This window comes from Vibrio sp. D54, assembly GCF_021728075.1.
Taxonomy (GTDB): Bacteria; Pseudomonadota; Gammaproteobacteria; order Enterobacterales; family Vibrionaceae; genus Vibrio; species Vibrio alginolyticus.
In genome coordinates, this window is the sequence record NZ_JAKKCS010000001.1 from 221,387 (window position 1) to 239,717 (window position 18,331).

General features: G+C 45.6%; 10 protein-coding genes. 7 read left to right on the forward strand and 3 right to left on the reverse strand.

The features are described from left to right. Positions 1 to 17 precede the first annotated feature (17 nt). Positions 18 to 1,313, reverse strand: a complete 1,296-nt coding sequence (locus L3V37_RS01025) for an MFS transporter (protein WP_237305664.1) — start codon at positions 1,311 to 1,313, stop codon at positions 18 to 20. A gap of 338 nt (positions 1,314 to 1,651) precedes the next feature. Between L3V37_RS01025 and L3V37_RS01030 the strand changes: the two genes are divergently transcribed. Both L3V37_RS01030 and L3V37_RS01035 read left to right on the forward strand, forming a co-directional pair. Continuing rightward, positions 1,652 to 3,193 (forward strand): sodium:solute symporter, encoded by a 1,542-nt coding sequence (locus tag L3V37_RS01030; protein WP_237305665.1) that lies wholly within the window; start codon positions 1,652 to 1,654, stop codon positions 3,191 to 3,193. Positions 3,194 to 3,204: 11 nt separating this feature from the next. After that, entirely contained in the window at positions 3,205 to 4,575 is a 1,371-nt protein-coding gene (locus L3V37_RS01035; protein ID WP_237305666.1) for an L-serine ammonia-lyase, read from the forward strand. Between the two features lie 78 nt (positions 4,576 to 4,653). Here L3V37_RS01035 and glgX read toward each other — a convergent pair whose 3' ends face one another. Continuing rightward, positions 4,654 to 6,645, reverse strand: a complete 1,992-nt coding sequence (glgX, locus tag L3V37_RS01040; protein ID WP_237305667.1) for a glycogen debranching protein GlgX — start codon at positions 6,643 to 6,645, stop codon at positions 4,654 to 4,656. A gap of 446 nt (positions 6,646 to 7,091) precedes the next feature. Here glgX and L3V37_RS01045 point away from each other — a divergent pair, with 446 nt between their 5' ends. The 5 genes from L3V37_RS01045 (at position 7,092) to L3V37_RS01065 (ending at position 13,779) form a co-directional block, all read left to right on the forward strand. After that, entirely contained in the window at positions 7,092 to 8,363 is a 1,272-nt protein-coding gene (locus L3V37_RS01045) for a maltoporin (protein ID WP_005374784.1), read from the forward strand. A 100-nt stretch (positions 8,364 to 8,463) separates the two neighbouring features. Next, on the forward strand, positions 8,464 to 9,273 hold the full coding sequence (locus L3V37_RS01050; RefSeq protein ID WP_005374786.1) for a MalM family protein: 810 nt from the start codon (positions 8,464 to 8,466) through the stop codon (positions 9,271 to 9,273). A gap of 317 nt (positions 9,274 to 9,590) precedes the next feature. Beyond that, the gene (locus tag L3V37_RS01055; RefSeq protein WP_005374788.1) at positions 9,591 to 10,097 is read left to right on the forward strand and encodes a hypothetical protein; all 507 of its coding nucleotides are present in this window, start codon (positions 9,591 to 9,593) and stop codon (positions 10,095 to 10,097) included. Between the two features lie 120 nt (positions 10,098 to 10,217). Further along, positions 10,218 to 11,831 (forward strand): alpha-amylase family glycosyl hydrolase, encoded by a 1,614-nt coding sequence (locus L3V37_RS01060; protein WP_237305668.1) that lies wholly within the window; start codon positions 10,218 to 10,220, stop codon positions 11,829 to 11,831. Positions 11,832 to 12,162: 331 nt separating this feature from the next. Continuing rightward, positions 12,163 to 13,779, forward strand: a complete 1,617-nt coding sequence (locus L3V37_RS01065) for an endonuclease (protein ID WP_237305669.1) — start codon at positions 12,163 to 12,165, stop codon at positions 13,777 to 13,779. Positions 13,780 to 13,878: 99 nt separating this feature from the next. Here the strand turns inward: L3V37_RS01065 and pulA are convergent, their stop codons facing one another. Further along, positions 13,879 to 17,868: a pullulanase-type alpha-1,6-glucosidase gene (gene pulA, locus L3V37_RS01070; protein ID WP_237305670.1), complete on the reverse strand. Its 3,990-nt coding sequence runs from the start codon at positions 17,866 to 17,868 to the stop codon at positions 13,879 to 13,881. Positions 17,869 to 18,331 lie beyond the last annotated feature (463 nt).

The following is an 18,331-nucleotide window of genomic DNA, read 5'->3' on the forward strand; positions in this document are numbered from 1 at the left end:
GAGTTTTTGAAATTCAGTTACGCTTTTGCTGCTTCGGCTTTTTTGCTCTTATCGAACACGCCGCCTTTTAGTGTCTCTGGCAGTGATAGCCATAGAAGACCAGCAAGGATCCATACGATTGGTGAACCCCACATTGCGGTTTGTAGGTCGGTACGCTCTTGGATGAAGATAAGTACCATTGGTGCCCACATACCGAGGATACGACCGCCGTGGAATAGCGCCGCGCCGTAGCTACGTAGGTGTGCTGGGAACAGTTCTGAGAAGTAACCACCCCATACCGCTGAAGAAGACAGGCCGAAGTTGTAAATCAGACCAAGTAGAGCCAGCATGTTTAGGCCGCCAATCACCATGTCGCCAGGTGCAACAAAGAAGATTGAAACCATGATGCCCGCTAGAATGAAGCCAAATGCGTTCACCTTACGACCGAATTTGTCAGCTACCCAACCCCAGAACCACGCACCAAACAGTGAACCAAATGCTGAGATAGAGAAGATGAGACCGATGGTTGCACCGTCGAACATACGTACATCACGTAGGTAAGTGGTTACGAAGCCACCAAAGAATTGGAAACCGTAGAAGTTAAGGCCAGCCAGTAATAGACACGTTAATGTGATCTTACGGTAAGGCTTGCTTAGCATTTCGCCCCAAGAGCCTTTTTTCGCTGGTGTATTTGATTCTTCTACTTTTGCTTGCTCTTCTTCACCGTAAGCGATCACTTTGCTGTCGCTAGGTAGTACAAAGATCATGACCACAGCGGCTGCCAATGGTGGGATACCACCTACAAGCATTAGGCTTTCCCATGGTGCATCGATGCTTGCAATAAATGCTGCATACGCACCCATTACCATCAGTGCTACAGAGAACATAGAAGACGCGAATGCCGTCAACTTACCACGTACCGTTGGCGTAAATAGGCCGATCATTAGGCTTACTGCCACGGTGAAGTAACCACCCAGTGACAAACCAATGATGAAACGCATTGCTGCCCATGTTGTGTAGTCGGTGAACATCATATTGATGATCGTTGCGCCACCGTTTAGGGCTGTGATGGTAATAAGAGTGGATTTCTTACCAAATTTTGTTGCGAACCAAGCACAGCTCAATGCACCGATAAGTGCACCAACCGACTGCCATGTATAGAACTGGGCAGTGTCTGACAGGCTAATACCATCATACGCTTCAACGATGTATGGGCGTACGTAGTCAATAATTACAAAGTTATAACAATAGAAAAAGTAACCAACCAGTATCGCTAGATAGGCAGCTACCCTTTGAATCATAGGAACTTCGCTCATGTGTCTTTTGGCATTCATGACCGATAAACCTCTATTTCACTTAGGATTTGTTGCTATTCAAACTTAATGAACACGATCTTATTTGGATCATCTTCGATTTCGTGTCGGGGTGAATCATAGTTTTTTTAAGGTTATTAGATCCGTGATCAAAATCAATTTTAAAATGAATGCGTACCCATTTTGTGGGTTTTAGTGACAAGGATCTCACTAATCGGCGATTTTGGCGATTTTGAATACATTTTCGCCTATATTGGTGATAATAATCACACTTACAGTGGGATTGTCGTTTAAAAATGCCTTTTTACAGTAATATCTGGGCATAATAATTAGCTACCCAGAATTAGGAAAACCTTAAAATGGTTACGTACTCAAGTTTTGTGGTGATTGCGTTATATGTAGCAATTACCATACTAATCAGCTATTTAGTGAATAAGCGCTACAGCAATGGTGGCGACTTTTCCACGGGTGGAAAGCAATTTGGCTGGTTTACGGCAGGTGTTTCGATACTTGCGACTTACATTAGTGCGATGACGTTTGTAGGGATGCCTGGTTGGGTTTATAGCTCTGGCATGGAAGCGATGAGTATTCACCTTAACTATCCCATCGTTATCTTTTTCACCGTCATTTTCTTTGTGCCTGTCTTTTATAAGCTGGGTCTGACTTCGATTTATGAATACCTTGAGCACCGGTTTGGGGTGTATGCAAGAACCATCAACTCGATTGTGTTCATTGTGGTTCAATGTATCTCTGCGGGTGTGATTTTGTATGCCGTGGCGCTGATCTTAGTGCAAGTTCTGCCTATCAGTATTTCTGAAGCCATCATCTACATCAGTATTTTCACCGCTTGCTATACCTATGCGGGCGGGATTTCCACGGTTATCTGGACCGATATGTTGCAATCTGCAGTATTGGTGGCAGGCAGCATCGCTATCTTTGCCATTCTAATGAAGGAGATTAATACGGCAGATTACCTTTCTCGTGATCACCTGAATATCATCAACTTAGACTTTGATTTGGGCGTGGATACTACACTCTGGGCTGGTATGGTTGCCGTGAGCTTTTTGCATTTGAGTGTGTACGGCACCAACCAATTGATCATCCAACGCACGTTAGCGACGAGATGTGAAAAGACGGCGCAGAAGTCGATGCTGTTGTGTGGTTACGGTGCATTTTTTGTGTACTTATTCTTCGCGGTACTCGGTGTTCTTTTGAGTGTTTTCTATCAAGATCAATCGTTTGAAAACAGCAACGAAGTGATTTTGGATTTCGTCTTCAACCACACTAACCCAATCGTCGTTGGTTTGATCATTTCCGCGTTGGCGGCGGCCGCAATGTCGACCTTGGATTCGACCTACAACTCAATGGCGACTGTCGCGACGTTCGATATCTACAAGCGTTTCGTTCGCCAAAGTGCCGATGATGAGCACTACGAAAAAGTCGCAAGAAAGATGAGTTTGCTCGCTGCGGCTATGGTGGTAGTGCCAGCTCTTCTGGCAGTATCGAATGAATCGGTACTCAAAACCATCGCTAGTCTGACTTCTATCTTCGTTGGTATCCGTTTGGGTTCATTCGTGCTTGGCTTATTCTGGGCGAAAGCCAATGAGAAAGGCGTGATCGTTGGCAGTATAATGAGTGTGATTGCGGTGTTTACTGCGATGTATCTCGACGTGGCTTGGCCGTGGTTTGCGCCAATTGGTACGTTCGTCTTCCTTTTGTTTGGTGTGTTAGTGAGCCGTCGTTGGGGCGCTGTGACTGCCGAGCAACAAATCTTTATCAATAATCAAAAACATCTTTTTGCAAAGCCAACCGCAAGCCATTACGGGCTGTTGGTGTTCGCTGTGGCGACCATCGCTGCTTGTATGGTTCTCCCTGATTGGCTTTATGCTGCATTGTCGTAATAGGTAAGTTTATGCTGTCCATCTTTGATATTTACAAGATTGGTGTGGGTCCTTCTAGCTCTCACACCAATGGTCCAATGATCGCGGGTTACCACTTCACTCGTTTGATTGAATCGAACTTGGCAAAAGTGGTTCGTATTCAAGTCGATTTATACGGCTCACTCTCGTTAACAGGGATTGGTCACCATACTGACCGTGCAACCATTTTGGGTCTGTTGGGTAACAAACCAGATACCATCAAAATCGCTTCTGCGAATAAAGCGATGCGCAAGGCGATTGAAGAGGGCATGATGTCTGTCGATGGCCGTCATGAAATCGAATTCAACTACAAAACGGACATGTTGTTCCATGAAGAGAACCTTCCTCTGCATGAGAATGGCATGACGATTACTGCGTTAGATGCGCATGGCAATCAGGTTGGGTTTGAAACTTACTACTCTATCGGTGGTGGGTTCATCGCAACGGCGGATGAACTGCAAAATGGCAGTGCGACTGCACCCGTAGAAGTAGAGTTCCCATTCTCCAGTGCAGACGAAATGTTGGCACAGGCTGAGAAGAATGGCATGAGCCTCGGCGGCATGATTCTGAAAAACGAACAAGCGCTTCAGGATATGGAAGCCATTAATCAACGCGCAGAACAGATCTGGCGTGTGATGACGCGTTGCATGGAGCGCGGTTTCGAGACAGAAGGTATCTTGGATGGCGGCTTGAACGTGACCCGCCGTGCGCCTAACTTGCTGAAGAAGCTTGAAGCAAATGAAGCAATCGAAAACGATCCGATGGAAATCATGGATTGGATTAACCTGTTTGCTTTTGCTGTGAGTGAAGAAAACGCGGCTGGTGGACAAGTCGTAACGTCGCCAACTAATGGTGCGGCGGGTGTGATTCCTGCGGTATTGATGTACTACCATCGCTTCATCAAAGAGCTTGATACTAAACAGCTTAAAGACTTCCTTGCTGTGTCCGGTGCGATTGGCATTTTGTACAAAACCAACGCGTCTATTTCGGGTGCCGAAGTAGGTTGTCAGGGTGAAGTCGGTGTATCTTCCTCTATGGCGGCAGCTGGCTTGACCGCGCTACGTGGTGGCAGCAATGAGCAAATTTGTATTGCGGCTGAGATTGCCATGGAGCACTCGCTAGGCATGACTTGTGACCCAATCGGTGGCTTAGTGCAAGTACCGTGTATTGAGCGTAATGCAATGGGTGCAATGAAAGCGATCAATGCATCTCGCATGGCATTAAAGCGTAATAGTAAATGTCTGATCTCGTTGGATAAGGTAATTGAAACCATGTACCAAACGGGCAAAGACATGAACAAGAAATACCGTGAGACGTCACTGGGTGGGTTAGCTTTGATTCACCTAGCGCCGCCTTGCGAATAATGAGTTAGGCACATCTAACCAACAAAAAAGCCGAAGCACTGAGATGCATCGGCTTTCCTTTTTTGGAGCGTTTATAACTTAGCTATGCGTTTGCTCACCTTTTGGTGTGCTTTGGTTTGGTTGATAGTGCAAAATCACCATCGAGGTGGGTGACAGCAAGACTTCGCCTTCAGCATGTCCTGGGTTGAGATTGCGTACGTTTGTATCACAGATCGTCACCCATTCTTGCTTTCGCTCATTGGGGAGCTTAAAGCGCGCTGTGGCGTTAGTTTGGTTGATGAGGTAGACCAGCTCTTGCCCTTCTTTACCGATACCAAGGTGAAGTGCGACGGAGCTTAAACGGTTCCAATCATCGTGCTCCATTAAGCGACCGTCTGTACGGCGCCAGAAAATACGGTTGTTATTGCGGTTTTCGCCACTGAAAGCTCGGATAAATGGCACCATGTATTGATTTCGGTTGGCGACCATTTGTGACATCCATGCTTTGAAATGTTGCTTACGTTCTGTCTCTTCCCAGTTCATCCAACTGGTTTCGTTGTCTTGGCAATAGGCATTATTGTTACCGCCTTGGGTGTGAGACAGAACATCAGCAGTGAGAATGTGTGGGATACCGAAGGCAAACAGCAAGCTAGCAATAAGGTTGCGTTTTTGCTTCTCACGCGTGGCGATGATCATCAGATTTTCCGTCTCGCCCTCAACACCGTAGTTTTCTGAACGATTGTCACCGTGACCGTCGCGATTTTCTTCGCCATTGGCTTCGTTATGTTTGTGCTTGTAAGACACTAAATCTTGCAGTGTGAAGCCATCGTGATACGTGATGTAATTTACGGTGAGTTTGTATGGCCAGTTCGCTGCACTATAAATGTCACGAGAGCCCATTAATCGAGTGGCAAACTCTTTTAAATAGCCTTGATCACCGCGCCAAAAACTGCGGGAAATATCACGCAGTTTGTCATTACATTCGTTCCAACCAAATGGAAAGTTACCCACTTGGTAGCCATTTGGACCAATATCCCAAGGCTCGGCAATCAATTTGGTTTCACGCAAAATTGGGTCTTGCGCAACGGCTTTAAAGAAAGCTGCTTCTGGGTTGTAATCATCGCCCTGTCGACCTAACGTTGCAGCCAAGTCAAAACGGAAGCCATCGACTTTAAATTCGCTAACCCAGTAGCGCAATGTATCCATCACAAGGTTTAACGCTGGTTGGTAGGTGAGATCGACTGTATTTCCGCAGCCAGTGTAATTGGCGAAGTGGTTGCCATGTTTGATGTAAAAACAGGAATCGAGGGCCTTCAGGTTGAAGATTGTAGGCCCTTCACCACCTTCAGCAGTGTGGTTGTAAACCACGTCGAGAATCACTTCGATACCGTTTTTATGCAATTCGCGAATTGTTGTTTTTAATTCCGTAACGGCGTCTTGTTCTGCGTAGCGCGGATCGGGCACCATAAAGAGATAAGGGTTGTATCCCCAATAATTGACCTTTTCCATCTCTAGTAGGTGAGGCTCATGCATGCATGCTGCGACAGGTAGCAATTGCAGCGTGTTGATGTTTTGCTGTTTGTAAAAGGCCAGCATTTCAGGTGATGCAAGACCTAAGTAGCGCCCCTTCAGCTTGTCTTCAACCTCTGGGTGGCGTTGGGTAAGCCCTTTGACGTGCGTCTCAAACAACACCATCTCTTCTCTGGGTATACGCGGGTGATCCGTGTTTTGCCAGTCAAAATCATCTTCGATAACGACGCACTTCGGCATATCGAAACTTTTGGCTGGAGAGTAGGGAGGGTGATAGTGGAGGGCTTTATCTATTGATTTTGCGTACGGATCAGAAATTAACAGTGGCTCGTCCTTGTGGGAGACAAGATAACCGTATTTTTGCCCCGGCTTAATATCTGGAATAAAAGTATGACGTATGCCAGCGTATTCATTCGGTAAACCGCGAAGCTCGTAGCTGCCATCGTCTGCAAACAATGCCAGTTGAATGTCTTTTACGCCCGGAGCATGAATAGAGAAGTTACAGCCTTCTTTATTCAATGTTGCGCCCAGGGGGTAGGGGCGAGAGAGAAGTCGTGTCATCGGAGATACTTTATTTAATATTTATTGCTACCTTTAGGAAACTATAAGTTAAAAACTTTGTCTTACTAAGGTCAACCACCCTAAATATAAAAATATTCGTGTAATTTAATTACTTTATGTGACGGCTTAGAGTCAAAAATATGAAATGGCTATCACTTTGTAGCGGCTCAAAACCGAACAAACTTACTAATTCCTCCCTAGATTGGTGATCTGACTCGAAAAAACACCATTCGGTAAATTTTCTACTCCCTTCTCATCCCCCTTAAATTAGTTTAGGGCGGAGGAAGTCATCCTTGTACGCCTCGGGTAATCTCACAACTGTTGAAACAAACGGGGATTCGTTCCCATCTTACCTCTCTTTCTTTAGGTGTGTTTTTACTGCCTATATTCACCTAAAAGAGTGAGCAGGGAAGACAGAATTATAAATACCCTTAATGGAGTTAAGAATGAAAAAAGTAAGTGCAATTGCTGCTGCTGTAGCTGCAACTTTAGCTGCTGGTTCTGCATTCGCAGTGGATTTCCACGGTTACATGCGTGCTGGCGTTGGCGTGAACGCTGACGGTGGTCAACAATTAACATTCGAAAAGAACAAGATCGGTCGTCTAGGTAATGAAAGCGATATCTACGGCGAGATTCAACTAGGTAAAGAAGTTTACAACAACAACGGCAAAACGTTCTACGTAGACTCTATGGTTGCAATGACTTCTAACGGTTCAAACGACTGGGAAAGCACTTCTGCTAACTGTGGTTTGGATAACGGCGAAGTGAAATGTGTAGACGATGCACAATTCGCACTACGTCAGTTCAACGTTCAAGCTAAAGGCCTACTAAACTTTGCTCCTGAAGCAACGCTTTGGGCAGGTAAACGCTACTACCAACGTCACGACATTCATATCTCTGATTTCTACTACTGGAACATCTCTGGCGCGGGCGCTGGTGTTGAAGGTATCGAAGCTGGTCCTGGTAAAGTTTCTTTCGCTTGGGTTCGTAACGACCGCGGCGATATCGCAGACCCAGGCAACGATGGCGGCGCAACAAACGTAAACACTTTAGACGTACGTTACGCAGGTCTTCCTCTATGGGACAACGGCTCTCTAGAAATGGGCTTGAACTACGCAATTCTTAACGAAACTGACGCTGCGCCAAACGGCACTAAAGATGCGAAAAACGGCGTAATGTTCACAGCAGAATTGACTCAAGGTCTAGACGCTGGTTTCAACAAAACAGTGCTTCAGTACGGTACTGAAGGTTACTCAAAAACAATGGCATTCTACGGCGACGGTAGCTGGTACGGCGCAGAAGCTGACAACGGTGCATCTGGTTACCGCCTAATCAACTGGGGTGTAATCGGCATGGGCGACAGCTGGGAAATGGGTCACCAGTTAGTGTACGGTGTTGGTGAAGACATGTGGGCTGGCCAAGACAAGTGGGAAACAATGTCTGTTGTTGTTCGTCCAATGTACAAATGGGATGACAACCACAAAACTATCTTCGAAGCTGGTTACGCTATCGACGATAACGACGGCGAAGAAAACAAATACGGTAAGCTAACTGTTGCTCAAGCATGGTCTGCTGGCTCTAGCTTCTGGGCTCGTCCTGAAATCCGTGTTTACGCTTCTTACCTAACGGCTGACAAAGAAGACAACTCAAACACATTTGACAACGGTCGTTCAGACGATACGTTCCAATTCGGTGTACAAGCTGAAGCTTGGTGGTAATCATCTAACCACTAAGTCCTAAATTGTCCTAGAATGATACAGCCAGAACTTATCTGGCTGTATTTATTTAAAAAACAATAAAGAGTCGAGGTAGACAGTAATGAAAAAATGGCTTGCTCCCGTACTGCTGGGCATGTTGGCTACTGGTTGTGCGTCTGTAGAACAAGTAGAGATGAGTCCAAAAGGTCAGCAACAAGTGATCACGCAATCGGGTGATATTCAATGGGTACCGCTTAACGTGCCTGTGGTTACTGAGTTCGCTTTGACTGATAAAAGCCAAATGTTGTTGGATGGTAACAGTGCTGGCGCTATTGCAGCGTTTGCTCTTCCAGGTAACCGTGGCAGTCTCGATATCAAATTAGAGACATTCGTAAGTAAAGAACTTCAATTTTATGCTCCTAATGTCGCAGTGATGAACTCGGCAGGAGAAACCATTTACCAAGCAGATTTTTCAAAGTTTAAGTATGAACCAGCAAAACTGTTGGACAACGATAAATTCGTACTTGATCTCAATGTGATTCCAGACATGACAGGTAACGATCTGCATGTGTTGGTTTACACGACTTCCGCCGATCTAAAAGGAAGTACACAAGTTTTACACCCTGCAAAAGCCTTCGCCATGGCGCGCCACACTCAGCCGCCAGATATTGCAGACCCTCTAGCGAAACATAGCCCACTTGGTCAGTTCCGCTTTTCGGTATCCGCGAATGATATTGTGAATACTAAGATTGTTGCGAAAAACGACAACATTCCCCAAGGTACGGACCTTACTAGCTACTACTACAGCTCAATTGAAGCGGCAGTCGCAGCGAATGATATTCCGAAAGCGCTCACTTTGCTTGATGAAGCAAAAGAGCTGGGTATCGAAGGTGCGCAACAAGTGTTTGTGAAAGCCGTAAATAGAAAATAATCAGATAAAAAAAGGTCAGCGAAATGCTGACCTTTTTCATAGAAAATAAACTAATAAAAATACCCCTACATAGAGTTACCTTATTCACATAATTATTTTTATTACTTTGTTTTTTATATAGGTTGGATCAATAATTAATGGCAGTTCCTAATTTATTTTTTGTACTTAGGAAATAAACAAACTTCTCGAAGTGATTTAAATTCACAATCTGACGATATTTATTTGGCGTTTGATATTTCCATTTTAATAACGATTAATATTTCTTTTAACCGTTGAGTTTATTTTGCTTTGGATATACTAAAAAGGAATTACGTGAAATGAACATGATGAAGACCTCTCTTGCTGCTGCTCTACTTGTTGCCTTAGTGGGTTGTCAATCGACTGCAGAACCAGAAGCGGCCGCAGAGCCTGTTGTTAATATGTCTCAAGACGAAGTGGTTGCTTTCATGAAAGCGTGTGACAACCCAGATAGCACAGCGAAAGGACCTATTTCTAAACCACTATTTGTGGTGGGTACTTTTGCGGATTCCGATTGGAAACACGTGCCTCAGCGTCAATACACCTACAAAGGGAATAATTTCTACCAAGCCGTGGTTCAAGAAAAAGTAGGCTCCTACAAAATGCAGTACGCGACCGAGTTGTGGTTCCCACAATTTACCGCAAAAGGTAATAGAATGAACGTTGGTGAATTAACACCATTAACATTTGGTGGTTACGGTACGGATACTTCGGTTGATATTAAAGAAGATGGTAAATATGTATGGAGTCTTCAGTTTGAAGGAAAAGGTAAACCTGTTCATGTCATGGTAAATAAGTGCCAATAATATTCCATTCAATTATTTAAAATCTATTTTTATTTATTAACCCCTGCATGAAACACATGTCGGGGTTAATTTTATTACTCAAATTTCCGTAGTTTATTTGAGTAAGTTAGGGAGAGTAAAATGCGTAATATCCTACGTAACCATCACCTGTCTCGCTCGTTGCTTGCGTTAAGTGTGATTGGTGCTTTATCTGCGTGTAATTCTTCTGGTGGTGGCGACACTAATAGCAGCACTCCGCTACCGGATACCAGTTATGCTTGCCAAGCCAATGTCATGGCGCAAAGTAACCAACTTCGTACTTATCAAATCATGGTAGAGAGTTTTGTGGATGGTGATGCGAGCATTGGTCACGGTACAGGTTATGGCACCAGCCATCATAACGGCGATTTGCAAGGAGTGATTGATTCACTCGATTACATCCAAGATTTAGGGATGAACGCGATTTGGTTGACGCCAGTTTTTGAATCGGAAGCGATAGCGGGCCAAGAACACTGGGCCGATCGTCTGGATGCCACGGGCTACTTTGCTACGGATTACTTCACCATTGATCCACGTTTTGGTGATTTAGAAACGGCGAGAACCTTGGTCGATGAAGCACACAAACGCGGTTTGTACGTGTTTTTTGATGGCGTATTTGGCCACCATAAGAATGGTTTGATCAAACCATCTCCCTCCGGTTTGTTGCCATCGGGATCGAGCAACCCCGTTGATTACCCAGCCAGTCTCGATTTCTACAAAGAAGTGGCAACGTATTGGATCAAAGAACTGAAGATTGACGGCTGGCGTTTAGATCAAGCCTATCAAGTTCCGACAGACGCTTGGACACAACTTCGTAAAGCCGTCGATGAAGCCTCACAAAGTGTGACGTACACCAATAGCAAAGGCGAACAAGTGAATCCGTTGGGTTACATGGTGGCAGAGATTTGGAAAGGGGAGTCTGAAATCGCGAATGAGGCGTATGGATCGAACAGCGATCCAGCATTGTGCTCTGCATTTGATTTTCCTATGCGCTATCGCATCGTTGAAACTTTGGCCGTGAATGAGAGTGGCGTGGGTGGTCGCGGTGCGGATTGGTTAGACAACGGCTACAGCACACACAACCAATATCCAACACATGCGCAGCCGAATTTGATGATCGGCAACCATGATTTAGTGCGCTTTGGTGACTTGTTACAGCGCGGAAATTTAGCGGATGTGAATGATGTAGAATATTGGTTACGCCATAAAGCCGCATTGGCTTTCCAAGCGGCGTACACCGGGCCAATCACGTTGTACTACGGTGATGAAATCGGGGATCAAGTGGATGGTTTTGCCGCAAAAGAAGACAACAGCACCTGTGCCATTCAAGGTTTGTGCGATGATCACGTTGCGCGCAGCAGTGCGAAAATTGAAGGCGTGACGGCGACGCTTGATGCAAACCAAGCCGATCTCAAATCTTATGTGACATCGCTGATGACAATGCGCGATGCGCATCCTGCACTTTATCAAGGGTCACGCACGAATTTAGTTGCGAGTAACGGCAGTTATGTGGACTTGAAACAATCTGGTTCGGACAAAGTCTTGTTTGCGCTAAATACCTTAGAGAGCGCTAGAAGCGTCACTCTTACTCAGGAGAGTGTTGGTACTGGTGAGTTGGTGGATTTGCTCACGAATGAAAAAATTACTCCGAGTAATGGTCGATATCAGATTCTGATGTCGCCACTACAAGGACGATTCTTTGCGGTAAAACCTTAAGGAATTATCCTGAATTGATGCTCACCAGTTGAGCTGACCACAAGCTTTCTTATAAACAAGCCAAGTGTTGTTGCTGACCCCCATAGGCGCACACTTGGCTTTTTTCTGTCTGTTTTACTTTTCCCTTAATGGTTTTACGACGATGTAGCCAACAAGTTGCTTCGCTTTTTGTATTGGCGTTTGTTTTCAGCAGATGGATATTTGTGAGATAAGCTGCACATTAAAAAGTAAATTAACACTTGTGCAACGTAAAAATGTGACTGAAGGATTATTTATGCCCCACTAATATGTTTATCGTGTCTGGGATTTATATAACTAATGGAAAAGTATAATGAAATCCATAACGAACTCCCTCTGTCTCCTTGCTGCTGTTAGCTCTCCGTTTGCATATAGCCAAATTATCAACGGTGACTTTGAACAGTGGAATGGCAATGTACCTACGCAGTGGTCAGAGATTGACGCGGGCATTACAGTGTCGCCAAGCAGCGAGCAAATCAAATCGGGTGGTCTGGCTGCCCAGGTCGTCGTGAATACAGGTACCCAAAGCAACACCGACTTTTTGCAAACCATTAATGTGGAGCAAGGGAAAACCTATCCGTTTTCTGTTTCGGTTTATCATACCGAAGGAAATGTAAAAGCACGTCTGGTGGTTGATGGTTATCACAATTACTCGAACCCACAACAGATAAACCAGTGGCAAGAGCTCGCGCACAATTACACAGCGAGCTCGAACAAGACCATCAACGTCGGTTTGCGTTTTTACGATGAAGCCAGTTTTGATGGCTCAGAAGTTGTCTACGTCGATAATTTTCAACCGACCGAGACAAGTACACAACCTCCTGTAGAAAATTGTAGTGATCATGAGGTGGTTCTTACACTCACGACGGACAACTATGGCTCAGAAACTAGCTGGGAGTTGAAAAATAGCCAAGCGCAAGTGCTTTTCTCTGGTCAGGGGTATGAATCGTCAACCTCTGTTGAAAAGACCATGTGTTTGGCCGATGGTAACTACCAATTCACGATTCAAGACGAGTATGGTGATGGCATTTGTTGTGGCAGTGGCGCGGGGTCGTACACGCTGACTGAGGGAGATAAGACTCTTGCTTCTGGCGCTGAATTCTCGAAAAGTGAAACCACCGATTTTAACTTAGGTGACACAACGACGACCCCACCAGTGGTTGATGGTTACTATCAAGCGGCATCTGGTAAGACGGGATACGCTCTAAAAACAGCGTTGTTTAACATTATCAATAATCACTCCAGCCGAGGCTATTCTGCGGTCTGGACCTTGGTAAAAGATGCCGATATTGATCGTTATTACGAAAATGATGGCTCTATTCTCGATATGTATTCTGAAAAGCCATCTGGTAGCGATACAGTAAGCTTTACCAAAGTCACAGACCAATGTGGCCAATACAAAACGGAAGGGGATTGCTACAACCGTGAGCACTCTTTCCCGAAAAGCTGGTTTGGCGGTAAGGTTGAGCCGATGAACTCAGACGGTCATCACTTGTTTGCAACCGATGGTTATGTAAACGCGAAGCGCAGTAATTGGCCATTTGGTGAAGTGGGCACCGCGACCTACGTGTCTAGTAATGGCTCTAAACTTGGACAAGCAAGCACTAGTCTGGGCTACTCCGGTACGGTGTTTGAGCCGATTGATGAGTTTAAGGGCGACTTCGCCCGTGCTTATTTCTACATGGCAACCCGCTATGAAAATGTTGTAGGTAACTGGGAAGGCAATTCAAGCAATGCGGATGCTGTCCTTGATGGTTCAAGTTCAACGGTTTTTGAACCTTGGATGTTAAACATGCTGAAACGTTGGCACAAAAATGATCCCGTTAGTGAAAAAGAACGAAACCGCAATCAACAAGTGTTTGATTTTCAGGGCAATCGTAATCCATTCATTGATCACCCTGAGTTTGTTGAACAGATTTGGGGAAACTAACACCTTCTTGATTTTGGTATCCGCCATTTAGTGACGCCAATAAAACAAAGGGGAAGCGTGATGCTTCCCCTTTTTCATTATGGATGTTTTCAAATGAAACTAGTTTTTCGTAACGGTTACGATTGGCGCTGACTTGTCAGCTGCATTGAAGTGGAAGTTGTAATTTCCTGCTTCTGCAATCGCAATTTTTAGGTTTGCGCTACCGCCACCGGCTTCCATCGTCAGCCCTTTACCAAGTTCAACACTGCCTTCACCACCGAAGTTGGTGTCTGCTGCCCAGTCTGCGCTCGCAACTTTCATCTCGTAGTTGCCCGCCGCTAGGTCAATGTCTAGCGAGTAAACATCATTAGCGACGTAGCTGAACTTCGCTGCTGAATCTTGCGCTGGAGTGTCCCAACTTGTGATGGTGCCACGTAGGTACAGTGCAGTTTCACCGAATGTTGGTGCATCTGCTGACTTGGTCACTGACACGACCGGTTTTTCTACGCTTTCATCTTGAACATGTAGCGCGTTCAGAGTGAAGTTGTACTTACCTGTTTCAGCAACAGACAGCTTACAGTTACCTTCTGAACCTAATTCTAGTGAACCAGAAGCTATATTCGCAGCTTCACAACCGATGTTTGGATTTGCCCAACCAGAGTCCGCGAATTTGAACTCGTGTTCACCTGCTTCAAGAACGCCAGTTACAGAGTACATGCCGTTGCCAATAAAGGTCATCGCCCAGTCACTGCTATCTGACCACTCGTTCATGGTGCCTTTGACGTAAACCACGGTTTCGCCGTAAGGAGGAATACTCGATACGTCTTTGTTATCCGTGTTTACTGGTAGGCCAGCACCTTGCGCGCCGTTTTGTGGCTGCACGAATACCGCTGTTGTCAGTGCTGGTACTGTGAAGGTTTCATTGGTGAAGCTTGCACCTTTCACGATGTCATCCGCAGAGTTTTGTTGAACTTCATGTAACTCGAACCCAGTTGCGCCAGCAACTTTGAAAGATTTCTCAGTTGATGTTGAGTTCACAACGGCCACAACAGCATCGTAGTTCGAATCTAAATCGGCACCTGCTGATGTACCATCGTCGATAGACATCACAATCAAGCCTTCCACTTGGTCTTTCCCTACGTTGCGGAAGTCCACACGGTTCATCACTTCTTGCGCGGTATCTAGGCGGAACAGTTCGCTTGTGCTACGGATTTTTAGTAGCTCTAGGAATTGTTGCTTAGTCAGCTCGATGTCGGTTGAATCTGGTTTCGCCGTGCTGTCACCAACGATGGTTTTGATCAGCTCCCAGTTTGCACCGTCTTTGTCTTCACGTGGTAGACCAACGTTCCAGTTATTGTCGCTTCCGTCGAAGAATACACGGTTGAACCAGTCACCAGAATCGTACGAGTCGCGCTGCATAGATTTAGAGCGCAATAGCTCAGAACCCATGTGGATAAATGGAATGCCTTGACCAAGCATCACCGTTGATAGGGACACAGACTGCATACGTGCACGCTCGGCAGATGAAGTGCCTGTCGCAATCTTGTAGGCGTTGTTATCCCACAATGTTTGGTTGTCGTGCTTAGACACGTAAGAGATGTTCTCTGATGGCACTTTTGTGTAGCCTGCAGGCGCACCATTGTAATCAACGTTCTTACCCAGCTTGGTTTCGCCTTTGTAATCAAGAAGGATGTAGTCAGCCAAGTTACCAGCCATACCTAGACGAACCAGATCTTGGTTGTGTAAACGACCATTCACCGACTCTGCGTCAGTTTTGGTTTCTTCGTTAGGGTAAGCGGCGTTACCAAAGCCTTGGTTAAAGCGAAGTGGGTGCTTACCTTCAGAATCTAAACCGCCATCAAACGGGCTTCCGCCACGAACTGCGTCACGCAGACGATCAGAGAAAGTACCGATTTCTGTCCCCGCCATGTTGACTTGTGTCGCCTGATCGAAGCGAGCGTTTTGCGCGACTTCACCAAAGTCCCAACCTTCGCCGTAGAACAAGGTATTCGGGTCAATTTCACGGACTTTTTCAAGTGCGTAAACCATCACATCTTTCGGCTGGTGGCCCATAAGGTCAAAACGGAAACCATCGACTTTATAGTCATCCGCCCATACCATCAATGAGTCAACCATTAGTTTACCCATCATCAAGTTCTCGGTTGCGGTGTTATCACAACAGGTTGAGTTTTCGACGCCGCCAGTGTTGACGTTTAGGCGGTGGTAGTACCCAGGGACAATCTTATCCAGTACTGATTTTTCGTTCACACCAGATGCATTTGTGTGGTTGTACACGACGTCCATGACCAGTTTCAGATCCATTTTATGCGTCGCTTGAACCATTTCGCGGAACTCTAGAATACGCTTAGACCCGTTAGGATCGGTCGCATAACTGCCTTCTGGCACGGTGTAGTGGTAAGGGTCGTAACCCCAGTTGAAGCTGTCTAGCATGCGAAGATCGTTCATCAACGCTTGTGCTTTGCCCGTTGTTGGGTCGTAGCTATTTAATACCTCTTCAATTACTTTGCCGTCATCTTCGGTCTCACAAATGGAGGCTTCTGGCTTGATGCCACAAAGTTTACCCACGGTGTCGGTGATATCGACTCGCTGGTCAGCGTCTTCATCCACGGTTGCAATATCAAACGCAGGCAGGATATGTAGCGTTGTTAGGCCAGCATCTTTCAGGGCTTGTAAGTGAGATACAGACTCACGCTCAGGTTCTGTAAGCGCCAGATATTTGCCATCAAGACTTGGTGTGCCTTTGCTGTCGTTAAAGCTGAAATCACGAATGTGTGACTCGTAAAGGACGTGGTCTTCGTCTTTTTTAACCGTTGGGCGTGCGTAGTTTTTCCAATCTTGAGGCATTAAGCTTGGATCATCTAAATCAACCACTTGCGAGTATCGTGAGTTCTTAGACAAGCTCATTGAATATGGGTCTGTTACCAAACGCGTTTCAACGACGCCAGTTGTTGGGTGGTATACCTTAACTTGGTAGCGATAGTATTTGTTAACAACATTACTTTGTGCCTCAGAAGCCCAGATACCTGTTGCCGGGTCTTCTGTCATTGCAACGGTCGCTTCTTCTGCTAAGTTTTCATCGTAGATAATCAGATCAACATCTTGGGCAGTTGGCGCCCATAGCTTGAAGGTTGCAGCACCGCCTTCCACAATCGCACCGAGTTCTTGACCAATCGCGTTACCTGCCTTGGAATCGGCAAACACCGCATCCAAAACGCCCGGCTTTTGCACTTCAGTTGCAGAAATGACGTCACCATTTGCGTTGTAAGCCACCATAACGATTTGTGACTTCAGGATCGTACGCAAGGTCGCGTCATCGACATCGATACCCGCAGCTTGAAGGCTAGCAAGGTGACGGAAGCGTGATTTTAGTCCATCAGATAACTCACCAGCTTTTGTCAGCTCAACCGCAGTACCGCCAGAGATTTGCTTGTCTTCATCCATTTTGATGTCATTGCTAAGGCTGTAGAACAGCTTCATGGAATCCGCACTGGTCGCCGCTTCCCATGCAATGGTGTTGGCGTCTAACCAATGGGCTTTTTGACCATCAATATCAACAGGGCGCTCTTCTATTGGCTCGTAGTAAAGTTCACTGCTGCCGTGGAAGCCAAACAAACCTTTCGATTCGCCGATTTTCGTCAACTCTACTTTTGAGTTTGCGCTGCCGAACGCTTTCTCATCACCTTTGTGCAGAATGAAGTTCATGCATTCGTGTGGGTCAGAGGCGTCTGGGTTTATTTTCAGTACGTAGTAAGCACCGTAGGTGTCGTTGATGCCATCGAATGGGTGTGGCGCAGACCAATCCGTTCCTGTTCCCGGAATGCCCATTGCGTCTAAATCTGTGCTGGTACAGCCCTCACCGTTCCATAGGTGCAAGCCCCAACCTTCGTAGTCGCTTGCTGTTGAAGCTGATGCTACATCACGTTTGTAATAAATGACGACTTCGTTCTCTCCCGCAGGGTATAAGCCTGAGCCAGGGTTCGTCGTATCTTCGTTCGTGCTATCACTACCACAACCGCTGATTACCGCGACGGAAATCAAAGGCAGTACGGTTTTGGCAATTGTTGATAATTTAAATGTCTTATTGTCCACGTTTACAAATCCATTGTTATTGAATTGATATTGAGCTGCGCGCTGCCTTCGCTGACTCAATCATCAAGAAGGTTTTGCACACGCTAGAAAGGCAGATGCCAAAAAAGGAAATGTTCAATTAGATGCTAATACACTGAATCATCAGCAAAATGTGAGAGCAGGCTGTTAAGTTTTTTACAGATGCAAATTTTCTGTCACAGTCGATTTTGTTCACAAATTAAATAATAAAATAGGCGCATAGTGAGAGATTCTGCACATCATTAAAATGTAAATTTTTATGGGATGAGTAAGGGGGGATGATAGGGGATGAGAATGTCTCAGCCCCAAAACCGTGATTAAGTTCTATAAAAATGAGGGCTATATTTTTCTTTTAAAAATAAGTTGCAGTGATGTTGAATAAAATACCGCCATTAAGTCTTCGCAAGCTTCAGATTTTCGCTAAGTGGTCGTTATATAATGAAGG